The 17,605-nt window shown below is 52.3% G+C and carries 15 protein-coding genes; 1 reads left to right on the top strand and 14 read right to left on the bottom strand.

The window, feature by feature from the left end:
* Positions 1 to 4: 4 nt before the first annotated feature.
* From cas7c to RDU59_05505, 10 genes are all read right to left on the bottom strand, one after another.
* Positions 5 to 988, bottom strand: coding sequence for a type I-C CRISPR-associated protein Cas7/Csd2 (gene cas7c / locus RDU59_05550; GenBank protein MDQ7837938.1), 984 nt, complete (start codon positions 986 to 988; stop codon positions 5 to 7).
* The gene (gene cas8c, locus RDU59_05545) at positions 988 to 2,697 is read right to left on the bottom strand and encodes a type I-C CRISPR-associated protein Cas8c/Csd1 (GenBank protein MDQ7837937.1); all 1,710 of its coding nucleotides are present in this window, start codon (positions 2,695 to 2,697) and stop codon (positions 988 to 990) included. Before cas8c ends, cas7c begins: the two co-directional genes overlap by 1 nt.
* Positions 2,697 to 3,452, bottom strand: coding sequence for a type I-C CRISPR-associated protein Cas5c (cas5c, locus tag RDU59_05540; protein MDQ7837936.1), 756 nt, complete (start codon positions 3,450 to 3,452; stop codon positions 2,697 to 2,699). The genes cas8c and cas5c overlap by 1 nt, the downstream gene beginning before the upstream one ends.
* Before the next feature lie 16 nt (positions 3,453 to 3,468).
* On the bottom strand, positions 3,469 to 5,733 hold the full coding sequence (gene cas3 / locus RDU59_05535) for a CRISPR-associated helicase Cas3' (protein MDQ7837935.1): 2,265 nt from the start codon (positions 5,731 to 5,733) through the stop codon (positions 3,469 to 3,471).
* Between the two features lie 73 nt (positions 5,734 to 5,806).
* Positions 5,807 to 5,956 (bottom strand): hypothetical protein, encoded by a 150-nt coding sequence (locus tag RDU59_05530; protein MDQ7837934.1) that lies wholly within the window; start codon positions 5,954 to 5,956, stop codon positions 5,807 to 5,809.
* A 102-nt stretch (positions 5,957 to 6,058) separates the two neighbouring features.
* Positions 6,059 to 6,421: a hypothetical protein gene (locus RDU59_05525; protein ID MDQ7837933.1), complete on the bottom strand. Its 363-nt coding sequence runs from the start codon at positions 6,419 to 6,421 to the stop codon at positions 6,059 to 6,061.
* A 52-nt stretch (positions 6,422 to 6,473) separates the two neighbouring features.
* Entirely contained in the window at positions 6,474 to 6,584 is a 111-nt protein-coding gene (locus RDU59_05520) for an exonuclease domain-containing protein (GenBank protein MDQ7837932.1), read from the bottom strand.
* Between the two features lie 84 nt (positions 6,585 to 6,668).
* Entirely contained in the window at positions 6,669 to 7,133 is a 465-nt protein-coding gene (locus RDU59_05515; protein MDQ7837931.1) for a four helix bundle protein, read from the bottom strand.
* Between the two features lie 222 nt (positions 7,134 to 7,355).
* Entirely contained in the window at positions 7,356 to 8,012 is a 657-nt protein-coding gene (locus RDU59_05510; GenBank protein MDQ7837930.1) for a lysophospholipid acyltransferase family protein, read from the bottom strand.
* A 21-nt stretch (positions 8,013 to 8,033) separates the two neighbouring features.
* A complete protein-coding gene (locus tag RDU59_05505; protein MDQ7837929.1) occupies positions 8,034 to 10,718 on the bottom strand; it encodes a cation-translocating P-type ATPase in 2,685 nt (894 codons plus the stop codon).
* Positions 10,719 to 11,308: 590 nt separating this feature from the next.
* Here RDU59_05505 and RDU59_05500 point away from each other — a divergent pair.
* Complete coding sequence (locus RDU59_05500; GenBank protein MDQ7837928.1) at positions 11,309 to 12,223, top strand: peptidylprolyl isomerase; 915 nt, start codon at positions 11,309 to 11,311, stop codon at positions 12,221 to 12,223.
* Here the strand turns inward: RDU59_05500 and RDU59_05495 are convergent.
* The 4 genes from RDU59_05495 to RDU59_05480 form a co-directional block, all read right to left on the bottom strand.
* On the bottom strand, positions 12,165 to 13,838 hold the full coding sequence (locus RDU59_05495) for an FAD-binding protein (GenBank protein ID MDQ7837927.1): 1,674 nt from the start codon (positions 13,836 to 13,838) through the stop codon (positions 12,165 to 12,167). The two genes, RDU59_05500 and RDU59_05495, sit on opposite strands and share 59 nt — an antisense overlap.
* A gap of 279 nt (positions 13,839 to 14,117) precedes the next feature.
* Entirely contained in the window at positions 14,118 to 14,894 is a 777-nt protein-coding gene (locus RDU59_05490) for a 4Fe-4S dicluster domain-containing protein (GenBank protein ID MDQ7837926.1), read from the bottom strand.
* A 5-nt stretch (positions 14,895 to 14,899) separates the two neighbouring features.
* Positions 14,900 to 16,399 carry a thiamine pyrophosphate-dependent enzyme gene (locus tag RDU59_05485; protein MDQ7837925.1) on the bottom strand — a complete coding sequence of 500 codons (1,500 nt, stop codon included), beginning with the start codon at positions 16,397 to 16,399 and terminating at the stop codon, positions 14,900 to 14,902.
* Entirely contained in the window at positions 16,396 to 17,544 is a 1,149-nt protein-coding gene (locus tag RDU59_05480; protein ID MDQ7837924.1) for a 2-oxoacid:acceptor oxidoreductase subunit alpha, read from the bottom strand. Before RDU59_05480 ends, RDU59_05485 begins: the two co-directional genes overlap by 4 nt.
* Between the last annotated feature and the right edge of the window lie 61 nt (positions 17,545 to 17,605).

Genomic DNA, 17,605 nt, shown 5'->3' with positions numbered 1-17,605 from the left:
GCAATCACATAGCCAACAGTTCTACACCCGCCGGCAGCCGGTCACGATGCACCTTAATCTCATAATCCGAAAAGCTGCGGGTCGAACCGGTAACTGTTTTGCGCTTTTTTATTTCCATTATAGTATTTTCAATCTCGCGCCGGTCGCTTGAAAAATCCAGAAGCTTGTGTGCTGGAGCACAGCCGAGCATCGCCTGCTTGATTCGCTGATTCTGGTCGCTGTCGGTACCTACATGCTTGAACACATAAAGACCGCGGCACGACATCATCCCCTTGCTGGCGGAACGATCGTGGTCATACATATTGAGGAGCGCCTCCCAAAGGCTCTTTAAGTCGTCATCGGAAAAGCCAGTGCCTTTGGCCAGATTTGCACTGACAAAACCCTTCGCCACATACAGGCCGTAAGGGATCAGCGCTTTGCGTCCCATAGTGCGAAGGGAATCTTCCGGAGCCTTCGCCTCCCACTCCACATGCTGCTGGTAGCTGGCATCACTTTTAATATCTTTTTCCGTAGGAGTCTTTGCACCCCTTGTAATGGAAAGATCAAGCGGCATAATCGGATCGACTGAACGAGCGAAGGAAATCTGCACCGGCCCCCGGACCTGGCCTGCATTTGCACCCGTGCTGAGAACCGCACCAAAGGTCCTGACATCATAAAAATTGCCGCACATCCACTGTCGCGCGTTGAGAGACTGAGTTTTTGTCGACTTGCTTTCTTTGGGTACGGCGCCATTGGCCTTCTCATGGGCAAGGGCAATCGGTTTGTTCAGGTTGGTGGAGTGCTCAATATAAATTGCATTTGGCGAGGAATTATCAAAGCGTTGCATGATAAAGTTCCTCACCCTGCGTTTGAGATGCACGTCGGAAACAAGGCCATGCATATCCTCCGGATCGACGCGAGGACTGTTGCCGGCATCCGGATCGCCATTAGGGTTGCCGTTTTCACAATCGAACAGATAGAGGAATTCGTAGCGGTTCTGGATATTCATTAGTTGCCTCCTTCGTTGGTTTCATTGGTTTTGGTATTTTTGCCCGCCCGATTAGCTGCGATCTGCTGGTAGTAGCCAAGGGCGAAGAGGCTCTGTCCTTCAAGGCCAAGGGTACGGGGGATTCTATCCCCAAGACGTGAATGAACCTCGGCAAGCTGCTCCTGGTACCGGAAGGCCAACCCCCCATCTAGCTTGTTTAAGTGATTTTGTGCATTGGCTACAAGCCTGCCAATAGTCAAGCCCGGTGTCTGGCTGGCCGCAACATAGTAGCGTTGCACGACGCCGGCTCCGACATCTCCCAAAGCTGCACGTTGCAGACTTGCCAGAACGGCCAGAAGACGTCCGCAGTGATAAGCCGGATCGGGATGTTCCTTGTTCAGATAAGCACTCATGTTATGATCTCCTCCTTTGCGAATGAAGTATGCTTTGATTAAGCCCATTCGGGCATGGTTGAATGGCTTGTCGTCAATGAGATCGGCGCGGAATCGGGCTAGAGCCTGGGCGATAAACGGCTGCGGAATCGGTAATCCGGCAAGTGCGACGCGCCAGAGGGCCGTTGCCGTTGGCGCTGGAAGGTCCTTCAAATCCCGCATGATTGCGCCGCAGACGGCCATAAACTTAGGATCAGGAGCAAGCTTGCCGCTATCTCTTGCAACGATTTCTAAATCCGCGAACCACTTCTCGATCCTGCTGACAAGTTCCTCGAAGCTTCCCTCCATCCAGTCGCGCACCATGACGCGCCCCGATGCGCCAGATATTGTCAGCGCGAAATAATGGTTGTCGGAAGGAGCTGGCCGTTGACCACTGCGCAACGACTCAAGAATCTGGCGGGCTGAAGCCTGGGCTGCCGCTTCGGTCAGTTCCGGCGGCTCATACAAAAAGGACAACGGATCATCTTCTGGTTTGACAGCCTCTTTGAACCAGTGAACAACCTTCGCACCGGCTAACATTCGCGAGTGTTTGGCAATGAGATGGTCAAGGCCTTTAGAGTACCGATTCACTGCATCTTCAGACATGGCGCAGTTCGATGACTGTTCCAATCCAAGCGATTCAAAAGCTTTTTTGTCAAACCCTATCAGGATGTCTTGGCCTCTTCCCCCTACAGCTTTGAGACCGGATATTTTGGGGTGAGTCGCTTTCGGAACAACTTTCTCGCCACTCATAAAGCAGAGCATAAGCGCAGCATTTCCCTCTTTGATTGTCAGAGATTTTCTGAATTCTGACCACCATTCAAGGCAAGGCTCGTGTTTGAGTGGATCAAGTCCAGCAACTGTAAAGAATACTTTATCGGTGGGTTTTGCCCCTGCATTCCGTAGATACTCACTTAACGATTGAATTCTGTGACTATCGTTGAATAAATCTGCCGCCTTAATCAACTCCGGGGTTACAGTTGCAGCCATCTTCAACAGTTCGATGAAATACTGGTGTTTCCCTTGATACTTTTCCAAATCGTCATTAGTACCAAGTAGGAGAAGTACCACTTGCAAAGTCTCTACCAAAAAATGGCAGCGTCCACCACTTTGTAGAAGGTTTGCGGGATACTCAGGACATCTCTCCAACTCGCTACCATCTTCACTACTGCCATAAGGTTCAACGACAGCGGTTCCGGTTTGGTTAATTGTGATTCTCCATTTGACTTTTTTAGGTCCGAAACCCGGCTGCAAATGAGGTATGTTCTTTGTGGCATATTCAACAATATGCTGTAACATCAGACGCGCCCCCTTTCCGGCTTCCGGACCTTTTCGCTCTCAAAAGGTGGGACCTCAAGAACGCCGAATTTCACGGAAGCATCGAAGAGAGAGATAAACGGTTGATCGTCTTTAACGACATCACGCCGAAGATCGAAAACATCGTAGAGCATCCAGCCGATGTGTTGGTCGAATGATGCTGGCGGCTTTCTTTCTTCACCCGACTCCACATATTCGAAGAAAGCCGGAAACTCGCTGCACCCGAAAAATGGCTGCTGAAAACACTTACCATGTTTAGCCCGCCGCTCAAACATGTTATCAAACTTGTTAATCTGTTCCGGTGCCGCGAACTGAGCCTTGGGGATGATCCTTGCAGTCAGTCGGTAGTGGACGTTCTTTAGGGCCATTGTCTGCCGTTGAGTGCGGCCTGTTGTGGCATCCTCTCCATCTGCCCAGAGCGGTTCAGGATTTTCTTTGCCGCTTATCCATTTATTTATGGCGGCCTTTCCAGGACCAGTTCCTTTCACCTCATTCCTTCGCAAGGCAATGTAGCGCGGCATTTCCAGCACCTCGATCCGCTCCACCTGCCAGTGGAAGTACGGGCGAATCACTCCGTCATCCTTCCTGAGATCGCAGTCCCAGTAGATGGCGTCGAAGATCCCCCGCGCGGCGGATGGTGTGATGACCGGATAGCTGAAACGCTCGACCTTCATTTCTGGGCGCGTGAAGCAGGCAAAATCGCCCCAGACTTCAATTGTATGCGTTCGTTTGCTCACGTTTCTCCTCCTTTCATCAGGCTATGTAAATCTGTAGTGTCTTCGGAAGTATCAAACCCTTTATGTCGTCGTATTTTCCATCCTCGGTTTCTTGAAAGATGAACCATTCATCCGATGTTCCCTTTCCATATCTCAACTTTGCCGGGATAAGATTAGGATGGTTGTTTAATGGGCGATACACACTGACCGCCAGTCCCTGAGCTTGTCGTATCCATTGGGAATTGATCCCTTCCTTGTCCTGCTGGCTACGCAATTCATTGAACCGGTCAATGCACTTTCCGTAAGGGACTAAAACCTGAATGGCCGACTGGTCAATCAATCGGTATTCCTTCGCCACTCGAACGAAATCAACGGCAATCACGGCATTCCCAAGTTCTTTGCTCTGAGTTTCCGGCTTGCTCAGATCATAAAGCCGGTGGTAGTAATCTCGGAACACAGCCGGATCGTTCAAGTCAAGGCCCGCAACACCTGTCAGTGTTAGCATGCTTCGTGTGACTTCCGCTGCTTGAAAGTAGGCGCGAGTCGGGTAGCGTTTCCGATAGTCGCCCTCGACAGTCGGCTCGAACACCCGCACATGTCCCATCATTTTTTTACCGTCAGCGTCGGCAAGTCGTCCTTCCCGGTTACAGCGGCCAGCGGCTTGAGCGATGGCATCCAACGGAGCGAGGGCACGATAGACAACGGGAAAATCAATATCAACACCAGCCTCAACGCATTGAGTTGAGATCAGTCGGCAGACCTGCCCTTTCTTTAATCTGGTACGTACCTCGTCCAGAACCTCGCGGCGATGTAGAGCGCAAAGGTTAGTGGAGAGATGAAAGACAGCATCATCATTCTTCAACTCTTCAAGGAGCGCGGCCGCGTGGCTCTTGAGGTTCACGACGCAGAGCACTTGCTCCTCATTTCTGATCTCCTCAGATAATGTTGCCCAATCTGACGTTTCCTCTCGCTTCGGCCATTTAACCTTATAACGGCGAAGCGCATCATATAGACGGGCGTGCTCGGGTGCAGCCTCGACAGGTCGCCACCCGACATTAACAAGTTTCGTAACAGCACCGTCCAGGGCATCGAAGGCCGGCTGGGTCGCCGTGGCAAAGAGAATTGTTGTTCCGTATGCTTGCGACAGATGGGATAGCGCCGCCAGCGTATGCACGGCAAGAGACTGCGGCAACGTCTGAGCCTCGTCAAACATGATGACCGACTCCATCAGATTATGCAGTTTCCGGCAGGCCGAAGGGCGGTTGGAGAAGAGCGATTCGAGCAGTTGCACATTAGTGGTGATAATGATCGGCGCATCCCAATTCTCAGCCAGTAGCCTGCGGGAGCGCTCACTTGCAGCCTCGGCATCGGTCTTTGCCTTTTCGCTGCCCAGCCCCGCCAGACTGTGATGCTCAAGCACGTAGTTGTCCGGAAATTCCTTAAAGACATCCCGATAGATATTTGCCGTCTGTTCGATGATAGACAGAAACGGCACAGCAAGAATTATCCGTTTCATGCTTTTGTTGCGGGCAGCATGCTCTAATGCGAACTTCAGCATGGCCAGAGTCTTGCCGCTACCGGTCGGCGCAGTTAGAGTGAAAAGACCCGGTTTATTATCCGCTGCGACTGTGACCGTCTCCCATAGCGCATTTCTTGCTTCACGCACACATCTGTCCGCTTCGTTTTTTCTGTGCACCTCGACGGTCATGAAATGCTCCAATGCTTGAAGGGCCTCCATCGCGTCCAGTACCGGACTGCTCTCACGATATATTTTGCCCTGTTCGTCCCCCTCGAAATGGGCCTCAGTGTCCAGAAAATCGGCATCTGTCAGACACGAGAAGAGCATTCTTACGTTCAGCATGGAAGCGACGGGATTCTTGAATATCTCTTGCGTATCAATGATGCAATTTTCCGGTTTCGAGATAATCATCCTATCCCCGGCAAGACGGGTTGTAAGGCGTGCGACATCGGCGTCACTGAGCTTCAATTTCTGCGGGTGCCTTTGGGAAAGGACTGCTGGCTCCAAGTTGCGAAGAGCTTGCAGACTACCCTGTTGCAGACCGACGTGATGCCCTTGTACCGCCAAAGCTGCTGCGACGCACCGATAGTCCCGCAAGGCGACCCACGCCCCTGGCGACCAATGGTCCAACCCGCTCGCTTCTCCCCGCAAACGCGCCTGAAAGAGATCAGCGTACTTGCCGAGATCGTGAAGCAGGCCGGCAAGGACGGCTTCCTCCGCAAAAGGCCACTGCCCGGCGAAAGAACGTACAAGATCGCCGACCGACATCAAGTGGTCTTTCACGAGATGTTTCTTGTTAGCCTTGTTTCCGCTATGGGCATAAAACACTATTCGCGTCCACCCAAGTAATCTAGTCTTACAATAGCCCTGCCAGATAGCCCCACTCTGTGCATCCGAATTCAGCGGCGAATCGGGCAGCGTTTTCCGCAGTGCCGGTCAGATGGTCACGGAGCGAATGAACGCGTCCGTCTTCAGACACGTGGGCTATGGGTTCATCATGGTTCATTTCCCGCTTTGCCTTGTTGATGGGCTTTTTGCTTTTCTTTCCACCACACGACTACCGCAATCCCATCGCCTGTGGCGAAAAATCAATCGCTGCACAATGTTCTTATTTCTGACCGGCTGTTGCATGCCCTCGTCTTTTGCCTGCTCCCAGAATTTTATTCAGATAGGCGATTTTTTTCTTATAGGCCTGCATTTCCTTCTCGTAATTTTTCCTTTGCTCAAGCTTTTTCTCAATCTCCTGCACGTCGTCATTCCGAAGGTGTTTATTGACCACCCTTTCACCGCTACGGTATTTCAAGTAGTAATAGGAATACACTCTGTCCTTATATCGTTTCTTTCTCAGATTTATCACGCCCTTCGGAAGCCCGGATATGGACTTCTCAAGGCTGTCGAGCATCTCATGGCATCGCTTCAGCTCGTCGCGGAGCATGCCGCTGATGACTATGTCTTTTTCCACTACTTTCATGTCGCTATTATGCATTATGTGGTGGAAAAACGCAAGGTTTTTCTCGCATTGTTCATTTCTCGTTGAACGGCACGCCGTTTTCCACCGCCCCGACTTCTATGACCCGATCCCCATTTCCCGGGGATAAACCGGTGGTTTCAACATCCACCACAACACAACGCATTCCCGCAAGGCCTTCCTTTAATTAAACAGTTCAAGCCGATTAAACCGTTTAAGCTGTTCAAGCAGCTTGAGCCGTTTAAGCCGTTCAAGCCGGTTCGTTTTTATCTGATTTAAATTCCTTCATAATTTCTTCCATCTCTTCTTTCATACTCTTTGGTCTCGGCATCTTATATTTCGCACCCTTGTATGGGCTTCCTTTCAGATATTCCATGAAGTTATTGAGCATGATGGAAAGCCTTTTAAAGGCGTCAATCAATATCTCGCCTTTCTTTTTGTCCACATATCCCTGATCCATGGCTATATAGAGCTGACTCCTTACTTCACCGCTTGAGCCTTTGGCAATGGATAAAAACTGGATCAGTTCTTGATTGCCGCCTCGCTCATATCCTTCAGCGATATTGGACATGACAGAAACTGCCGCTCTTCTTATCTGATCTCTCAGTCCATAATCTCTTGAAAAAGCGCCATCGGTGGTTATTTCATAAATTTTGTTGGTTAACTCCCTGGCTGATTTCCAGATTTCGAGGTCTTCGAAATACTTGGTAGGCATGACTATACTCTCCATGAATGTTTAAGCCGGTTAAGCCGGTGAAACTGTTTAAGCTGTTCAAGCCGTTGAAACCGTTTGAACTGGTTAGCAGTTTAAACCGCTTGAACAGTTTGAGCAGTTTAAACAATTACATATGGTTGTGGATTGTAGGGCAGGGGGTGATTAAATGTCAATGAAATTGCAGTCCCCAAAGGCAGCGCTTTGGCGGACTATCGGGATGGGTTACCTCAAATAATCCTCTGCCTTCTGTACCAGGGCGTTCAGTCTGTCTTCCAGTTCCTTGCGGTATTTCTCCAGTTCGGCGCCCCGTGCGGTGGGTGGGACGAAGAGCGGTTCGCCGTAAAAGAAGGCCAGGCGTGAAAAGGGGAGGGACAGGACGGTGTTGTCCCAGCTATTAAACCGGATGGCCCCCTTCACGGCATGGGTGACCGGGACGATGGGGGCGCCGGTCTCGCGGGCGATAACCATTACGCCCTTTTGTACTACGCGGGCCGGGCCTTGCGAACCGTCGGCTACGATTCCGCCTCCATGTCCTGCTTTTACCAGATTAATGATTTCCTTAACGGCATTCAACCCCCCTTTGGTCCTTGACCCCCGTACGGTTGTATAACCGAGGCGCTGCATGGCGCGGGCCATTAGTTCGCCATCTTTGCTGGCGCTGACCAGGGCGAAACCCTGCCGATGCCGGAAATGATAGGTACAGTAGAATAGGCTGAAATGCCAGAGGGCGCAGAGCATGGGTTGGCCTTTTCGGGCAAAGGCTTCATCATATTCCTTGCCGAATACCTCAATGCGGCAAGTCTTATAGAGGGCGGACAACAAGGAGGTAAAGAGGGGCGGCCCGAGGCGGAGGATTAATTTGTGTTTCCAGTCGTTCATCTTGCCAGGATTAACACGTTTTCACGTTAGAAGGTTTTGTTGTATATTCCGGCGCTTATACCATTTTTCTATCTCCACTGCCCAGAAGACCACGGATGACAGGAGGAGGCAGGCCATAAGCTCCGGGAAACTCAACGCCTGCGTCTTGAATATACCATTAAGCGGCGGTATGTAAATGGTCGCCATCTGGAGCCCGAAGGTGAGCAGAAAGGCTCCGAGCAAGGGACGGTTGGTAAATATCCCCTGCTTAAAGATCGACTCGGTTTCCGACCGGATAGCCAGGACGTGCCCCATCTGCGAAAGGCAGAGGACGGTAAAGACCATGGTCTGCCAGTGGGCGTGACCGGTCCGGATAGACCAGGCCTGGGTAAAGATGGATGCAAAGCCCATGAGGAGCCCTACCCAGATTATATGGACGCCAAGACCGTGGGCAAAAATGCTTTCCCGGGGGTGTCGCGGCGGCCTGTTCATCACTCCTTTTTCTGCCGGTTCGGCGGCCAGGGCCAGGCCGGGAAGTCCATCTGTGACCAAGTTGATCCAGAGGATGTGAATCGGCAAAAGGGGGATGGGGAGTCCCAGAAAGGGGGCAAGGAATATGGTCCATATCTCTCCGGAGTTGCTGGTCATGGTATATTTTATAAACTTGCGGATGTTGTCAAAGATGCGCCGTCCTTCCTTGACGGCCTTTACAATGGTGGCAAAGTTGTCGTCGAGAAGGATCATGTGGGCGGCCTCTTTGGAGACGTCGGTTCCTGTAATGCCCATGGCGATACCGATATCCGCCCTTTTTAGGGCAGGCGCATCATTAACGCCGTCTCCGGTCATGGCAGCGAATTGGCCTTTATCCTGGAGGGCCTTGACTATCTTCAGTTTCTGTTCGGGGGCCACCCTTGCATAAACACGGATATGCTCAACCCTTTTTTCAAAGTCTTCCAGCGATAATTTCTCCAGTTCCCGCCCTGTGATTATTGCTTTTGAGCCATCCTCAATAATGCCGAGCCTCTTGGCTATGGCCTTTGCCGTAAGGGGGTGATCCCCGGTTATCATTACCGGCCGTATCCCGGCTGTCTTACATAATGCTACCGCCTCCCTGGCCTCTTCCCGGGGCGGGTCCATCATGCCTATAAGACCTAAAATAGTAAGCCCGGTCTCCACGCTCTCAGGGGACAGATCCTCGGGCAGGCTATCCCACTCTCTCATAGCCATGCCAAGTACCCTCAGTCCATCGGCAGCCATCTTTTCATTTACCCTGAGAATCTCTTCTCTGTTTATTGATCTTAGCCCTTCTGATGTCAAAATATCCTTTGACTTTTCCAGCAGGACATCTATAGCGCCCTTTGTGAAGGAAATATATCCAGGCTTTTTTCCCGTCTCCTGACCGCTGACTGCATGAAAGGTGGTCATGCACTTTCTATCAGAGTCAAAAGGAATCTCGGCAACCCGCGGAAAATCCCCTTCCAGTTCCTTTTTATCAAAGCCGTTGTCCCTGGCGATGTTATACAGCGCAATCTCGGTCGGGTCTCCGATTATATTCCCGCCGGAATCCGGCCGGGAGTCATTGCTTAAGGCCAGGGCCCGGAAGAGAGTGATGAGTGATGAGTGATGAGCGGCAGGTTCCGGAGTTTGTCTGATGTCTTGACTCATAACCCGTAACCCGTCACTCGTTACTACCTTCCCATCTACATAAATCTCCTCCACTGTCATTTTGTTGAGGGTGAGTGTGCCCGTCTTATCAGAGCAGATGTATGTAACAGAGCCGAGGGTCTCCACGGCCGGTAGTTTTCTTATGAGGGCGTTCTGCCTGACCATCTTCTTCGCGCCAAGGGCAAGGGATATGGTTATTACCGCCGGAAGCGCCTCCGGGATGGCCGCCACGGCCAGGGATATAGCGGTAAGGAGCATTAAAAAGACCGGCTCTCCCCTCATAATGCCTACGGTAAAGACAATAGCGCATATAGCCAGGACGGCAATGGCCAGTTTCCGGCCAAAGGTCGTCAACCTTTTTTGCAGAGGCGTTTTTACCTCTTCCTCCTCCTGTAGCATGGTGGCAATCTTACCGAGCTCGGTCTCCATGCCTGTGGCCGCAATAATACCCACGCCGCGTCCATAGGTTACAAATGTGCCTTTATAGGCCATGTTCTTACGGTCACCGATGGGTAAAAGCTCGTCATGGAGCGCCTTTGTGTGTTTTTCAACGGGCACGGATTCTCCGGTAAGCGCCGCCTCGTCCACCTTCAACTGGGCGGCTTCAGTAAGTCTCAGGTCTGCCGGTACAACCTTCCCGGCCTCAAGGAGCACCACATCACCAGGGACGAGCCGGGATGCGGGGATATTTTCAGGCGTTCCGTTTCTTATGACCGTTGCCGTCGGGGCCGCCATTTTTTTAAGGGCCGCCATGGCCTTTTCTGCCCGGTATTCCTGGGTGAATCCAAGGATGGCGTTAAGAATGACGATTACCACTATGGCGATGGTATCTGAAGGCTCACCAATGATTCCCGATATAACTGCGGCAGCCATGAGGACAAGGATCATGAAGTCCTTGAACTGGTCAAGGAGCATCATGAAGGGGGTCTTCTTCTTTTTTTCCTTTAATTCATTAGGCCCATATTCCCGGAGCCGTTTCTCCGCTTCATCTGGAGAAAGGCCCTTAAGGGATGAACCCAGGTCTTCAATAACCTCGCCTGTCTTCTTCTGGTGCCAGCGCATAAGCCTCCTCTTAGACTCGTCGTATTGTCAAAAGATTAACCACAGAGCGCACAGAGCCCCGCCTTCTGATTTCTGTATTATGTTTTTTTGAAAATTATTTATTCGTCTCTGTGTCCTCTGTGGTTATTTATTCATTAAACAAAAAAACCTTTACCACGATTGAATAATCATCGTGGTAAAGGTCTCGCTTGTTAGGTTTACCTAACCGGCGGTACCGGCTCGCCTCAGGCGAACGTGCTGACGACAGCCACCGATTCAGCTACTCCCCTTTACTGTTGAAAATGAATACTATCTGAGAGGGCGGATTTATGTCAAGCTTTTTATTCAGGACTTTCCCGAAAAATCTCAGGAGATTATGCCAACTAGTTTTCCGGATGGAGCGGTCAGCAGTCAGCTATCGGCATGAAGCCGGTCCACCGTTCACTGTTGACCGTTTACCGAAAGAAAATGTCGGACAACGGTTAACGGATAACGGATAACAAACATGCTGACGGCTGAGAGCTGATAGCTGAAAGCCCGAATGAAGATTTCCTTGCTTACTTCACCGGGTTGTGCTAAATGATGCCACAAATCCAGAGAAGGAGTCCCTTATGCTGAAAAAATCAGGTTATATGGTTCTCATGCTTATGTTGTGTGTCACGTTCTTGTCCTGTACCAAGGAAGAGCCGAAGCAGCCGGAAGATGTTGTGGTTACTGAAGGGCCTGCGCAACCGGATGCCTCGCCGGTGCTGGCCGAGATAGGGGAAGAGAAGATTACCTTGAATCAGCTTGACCGGGCTATTGAACGCCTTCCGTTGCCTTATCAGGAGAGGTTTAAGACTGAAGAAGGCCGGAAGTATGTCCTTGACGATCTTATTACTACCGTCCTTCTCAGCCGGGAGGCCGAGCGCCTTAAACTCGACCAGAAGCCGGAGATAAAGGAACAGTTAGAAGGTATTAAAAAACGAATCTTATCGGCAGGGCTGCTCAGGGCTGAGATGGCCAAAGAGCCTGTTCCAGGGCAAAAGGAGTCCAGGCAATATTATGAATCGCATAAGGAACAGTTTACTGAGCCGGAAAAGGTCAGGATGAGGCAGATTGTTGTCCGGACGGCCGAGGAAGGGCAGGACATTATAAAGGCCTTGCGGGAAGGGCATGATTTTGTCCAGATGGCTAAAGAAAAGTCTGTCGATCCCTCGAAGGCAAACGGCGGCTATATCGGATGGGTAGGCCGCGACCGGATGAAACCTGATTTTGCCGAAACTATCTTTAAGTTAGGCAAGGGAGAGTTTAGCGCGCCTATGCCTACGGCAAAGGGTTATGTGATTATATTGATTGAAGATAAAAAGGCCGCCATACCGGTGGACTATAGCAAGGTAGAACCGGCTATCATCCAAAGGCTCCGCGCGGAACGGGAGGAGAAGGTGCTTGGCGCCCTGCGCACCAGGCTTTTCAAGGAGATGAATGTCACGATTTATGAGGATAAACTGGCGCAGAGCGGCGGACGTAATCAGGAAGCAAAATAGGGGCAACCCGTTTTGTCTTTACGCCTGTTTTTATTAAACCGGCGTGGTAACTCCTGACATGACCAAGAGAAAGCCGGTTGCCCTTTTTTACGGCCTTGATGAATTCGCTGACCTTCACCCCGACCCGCCGCCCAAAGACATGTATGTCCAGAAGGGAATTCCCCATAAGACGGTTGTCGCCATGTATGCCTCCGGTTACTTCCCCGGCGGCAAAGAGCCCGGAAATTCTGGTCGCTCCCCATTCATCAATTTCTAATCCCCCGTTCTGATAGTGAAGAGTCGGATAAACGATAATAGGCTCGGTGGAAATATCTATGCCATATCGTTTGAACTGTAGATACTTGGCGCTCAGTTCCTTCTCCACTGTCCCTTTGCCCCGCAGCAGGTCAATCATCGGGGTATCCAGCCAGACTCCATAGTGGCCGGTTGGAGCCACAACTCCACTGTTTTTCTCTGTACATTCCCGGATAATACATGAGGAGGCAATGTCCCGGGGTTCGAGAGGATGGGCAAATTCCCTGCCGTGCGCGTTTATAAACTGCGCGCCAAGGGTGCGCACTTTCTCTGTAATGAGCAGGCCGAAGTTCTGTTCCGGAAATACCGTGCCTGTAGGGTGGTATTGTGCGTAACGCATATTGACCAGCGGCACGCCTGCACGATAGGCCAGCGCTAACCCATCGCCGGTTGCCCCATAGTGGTTGGTTGTGGGAAACCCCTGAATATGGAGGCGGCCAAAACCACCGGTGGCCATAATAACTGCCTTGGCCTTGACCACACTGTACTCACTGGTTTCAAGATTATAGAGTACGGCTCCGCTTACGGCCTTTGTCTCGTCAATGAGCAGTTCAACGGCCGGCGAGAATTCCAGTACCTGTATTTCCTCCGGGTGATTGCGTATTTCATCCCTCTGAACACGCATTATCTCGGCCCCGATCATATCCGCGGAAGAGTGCATACGCCTCCGGCAGATACCCCCGCCTTTAAGCTCGATCATATTACCCTCGTTATCCTTATCAAACATAACGCCCAAATCTTCCAGCCATTGGATGATAAGCGGGGCATCCATGGTCAGGGCCTTTACCAGCCGGGGGTTATTGGTAAAATGGCCACCGCCCATGGTATCCAGGTAATGGTAGTATGGCGAGTCAGCCGGCCGGTCTGCCGCCTGTATTCCACCTTCGGCCATAATGGTGTTTGAGTCACCATGGCGAAGCTTTGTGGCAATAACGACCCGTAGGCCGTTCTGACGGGCGAAGAGGGCGGCTACCGCACCCGCGCCGCCACCACCGAGGATCAGGACGTCAGTCTCGTAATCAGGTTTTTTCAGCCGGTCATCGAAGGCATCCGGATCGATCCGGCTATATGATTCCAGGAGGTCGGCTACTTCATCAGCCAGAATTTCGCCTTTATTGGCGCCGACCTTGAGTCTGCGGCGTCCACCCGGCCTGTAGTCCGGGTGGTAAGACTTGAGCACTTTTTCGCCTTCTTCCCGGGTTAGCCTGGGGAAATGTTGGTTGGCCTTTACCCGCGCCAGGCGCTCAGGTCTCGTTTTTTCTACTGCCCGGATAAATTTTTTCAGCTCCGGGGGATAACCGCTGGCCTGCCCTTCTGCCATTTTGGACTCCTTTGTCAGCATACCGTATTGTCAAAAGATTAACCACAGAGGACACAGAGAAACAATAAAGTATTAATAAGTTCAAAATTCAAAGCTCAAAGTTCAAATCAATGACAAATCCCAAAGCTCAAATGGTCCGCCGGAGGCGGATGACATTTGTCATTTGAACTTTATTTGAACTTTGGATTTTGACATTTGGAATTTGCGCAAAGCGCTTTCTTAGTAATGTCAGTGGTCAGTTGCAACGGACAACAGACAACAATCAACCGACATCACCGTTTAATCTAATATCAGATATTTCGTTTCTTCCGGCTGCCAGTCCGGGTTTTCATAGGACTCCGGCTCCCATTCCCGCCGGGCGTAGCGTTGTTTCAATTCATCGTTACTCAAAGACATGATCTCGTCCATCATGGAATCAAATTTTCCTTCTTTTATCTGCTTAACCCGTTGTTCCAGGTGCCTGGCTCGCGGCTGGAGGTAACGGCCATAGAGCCGGCGGGCCAGCATGGCCATGTGGAATTGCTGCAACTCGGCGGGACAACGGAGGGCGCAGATACCGCACATGGTGCAGCTATGCGAAAGGCGGGCGCACCCGGCGATATCGCCTTTGAGGAGGGCCTGCACATAGTCCATCACACTGATACCCATGGGGCAGGCCTTGCTGCAGGTATTGCAGGCCAGACACCGGTAGAGATCAGGATAAATCCGGCCAATGCCGTTTATGTCCGGTGTGAGTTTTTCAATATCGTATATGGCCTTGTTTGCCGGGACAAACGGTATCTGTGCCAGGTACATATCCGGGGCCACCACGGTCTGGCAGGCCAATCCGAATTTGAGACGATGATCCCCGGAGAGACGATAGACCGTGGCACAGGCCCCACAGATACCGCCACGGCATCCGCAGCCCCGGATATGCCGGTAGCCTGCGTATTCCATAGCCGTAAGGATAGTTAAGGTCTCAGGCACCTCATACTTTTTACCCATTATGTATATCGGGATCATCCGGGTCTCTGAAGACTTTTTACCGGACGCTTTCCCCCTGGCTTTAGTAGCCATGATCTCTACACTGCCTCCTCTTCCTGCATTTTCTTGCCGTAGTCATAGCCTGTTTCAAAGGCGCGCAGATTGAGTTCTTCCGTCCCTTTGGGGATTGAACCCTTCAAGGCCTTCTGCATAGCCGTTAAACTGATGTGTGGAACAAGCGCCGTAAAAAAGCCGAGGATGACGATGTTGGCCACTACCTTTTGTCCTATTTCCTCGGCCAGCCGCGTGGCCGGTATGGCCTGTACCTGGACGGAATCAGGCAGGTCTTTGGGCCTTACCAAGTCTTTATCTATGATGAGACGGCTTCCCGGCCGCACGTCCTTCTGGTATTTGTTGTAGGCCCCCTGGGCCATAACAACCATTATATCCGGCTCTGTAACGTAGGGCGCATGGATCTTGTCCGAGGCGATGATTATACTGGAAGCCGATGCCCCGCCACGCGCCTCCGGGCTGTATTCCTGGGTATAGACGGCCTGGTTGTGGTCAAAAATTGCGGCAGCCCGGCCCATGATAAGACCGCAGAGCCCTATACCTTGGCCACCCAGACCGGCCAGCTTGATCTGTACGGGGCGCTGGATTATGGGTCTTTCCGCAGGAACTTCCGCTGGTTTCCCGGGAGCCTTGGCTGCTGCGGGTTTCACCGGCGCTTCCTCCAGCGGCACCCGTCCGTCCCCCCGGAAGTCATAGACCTTGACCTTGGCGGATATTACCTCTCTGAGGGCCGTCAGGTACGAAGGCCGTTCCAGGTCCACGAACTTACCACACAGGATGGGTGAATCCAGTTCTATATCCGCCTTTGCGATGTCGGGTTGGGACTCGAGGACGGCCTGCTCCAGAAAACGCTGGAGGAGCTTGATCTCGCGCATCTTGTTCCGGCGCCCAAAATTGGTCGGGCAGGGAGCAATAACCTCCAGGAAAGAAAAACCATCCTTTTTCAGCATTTCGCCCATGGCGATCTTCATATAATGAGGATGGGCGGATGTCCAGCGGGCCACATAAGGCGCGCCGCAGGCCGCTATCAGATGGATGAGGTTAAATGGCCTTTCCGGGTTACCGTAACCGGTCGTTGTAGTCCGGGCCAGCCGGGGAGTGGTTGGGCCGCCCTGGCCGCCGGTCATGCCGTAGTTGAAGTTATTAACGCAGATCACCTTTATGTCCACATTGCGGCGGGCTGCGTGGATAAGGTGGTTGCCGCCGATAGCGGCCAGATCGCCATCTCCGCTGAAGACGATGACCGTCAGATCCGGGTTGGCCAGTTTCAGCCCGGTGGCATAAGGAATAGCGCGGCCATGGGTGGTGTGAAAACCGTCTAAGTTGAGATAACCGGCGGCGCGGCCGGTGCAGCCGATACCGGAGACGACCGCCACTTTTTTAAGGTCCAGGCCGGAACTCCCTAAGGCATCCATCAGGGCCGAAAGCACCGATCCCAGGCCGCAGCCGGGGCACCAGATATGTGGGATCCTCTCTTTACGCAGGAGCAGATCCTTGGGATGGTCTAAAGTCTGTGGTTCGATCATGACGCTATCTCCTCAACGGCCTCAAAGACTTTTTTGGGGTCATGGACCGTTCCGCCGCCATGTCCAACGAGGCGCGTTATACATTTACCGGCAGCGCAACGCTCTACCTCCAAAGCGATCTGGCCGTAGTTGATTTCCACGGTGAGAAAGGCCTTGATGCGGCCGGCCAGCTCTCGTACCCGTTTTTCCGGGAAGGGCCAGATTACTTCTAATCGGAGCAGGCCAAGATTCAGGCCCTTCTCACGGGCCATTTCCCGAACGGCGCGGCATATCCGGGTGGAGATGCCATAAGAGACAAGGACAATCTCAGCCCCCTCCACGCCGGTTTCTTCCCATGCCGCAATCTTGTCGGAATTGAGGCGGATCTTTTGCACGAGACGGGATACCAGCTTTTCCTGCGCCTCCCATTCTATCGCCGGGTAGCCCCGTTCATCATGGGTAAGGCCGGTGACATGAACGGCATATCCCTGTCCGGCCACGGGCATCTCCGGGATGAGATCCTTTTTAGACTTAAATATCTTAAATTTGCCGGGGGGTTCGCTCGGCCCCCGTCTGTTCGCCACCTTTATATCCTTTTTCTCAGGGATGACCACGCGCTCGCGCATGTGTCCCACTACTTCGTCCATGAGCAGGATTACCGGTACGCGCCAAGTCTCCGCCAGGTTAAAGGCCCTTATGGTGTAGTCGAAGGCCTCCTGCGGTGAGGAAGGAGAAAGGGCTATAATCTCGTAGTCGCCGTGGCTTCCCCATCTGGCCTGCATGACGTCGGCCTGTCCAACCAGGGTGGGAAGGCCGGTGGAAGGCCCGCCGCGCATAACGTTGACCACGACGCAGGGTGTTTCCGTCATTACCCCGAGACCGATATTTTCCAGCATGAGGCTGATGCCCGGCCCGGAGGTGGCGGTCATACTCTTGGCCCCGGCCCAGGATGCGCCCAGTATGGCGGCCATAGAGGCGATCTCGTCTTCCATCTGGATATAGACTCCCCCTACCTGGGGAAGGCGGATGGACATCCGTTCCGCTATCTCACTGGATGGCGTGATGGGATAACCGGCGAAGAAACGGCAACCGGCGGCCAGCGCCCCGGCCGCGCAGGCCTCATTCCCGGTCAGAAAATAAGTCCCTGTAAGTACATCCTTCCCCATGTTATCCCTGCTCCTTTTTGCGTATTAAAATTAACCACAGAGCACACAGAGAAAATAAGAA

It is taken from the genome of Thermodesulfobacteriota bacterium, assembly GCA_031082315.1.
GTDB lineage: Bacteria > Desulfobacterota > QYQD01 > QYQD01 > QYQD01 > QYQD01.
This window is presented reverse-complemented; position numbering and strand designations above follow the sequence as displayed.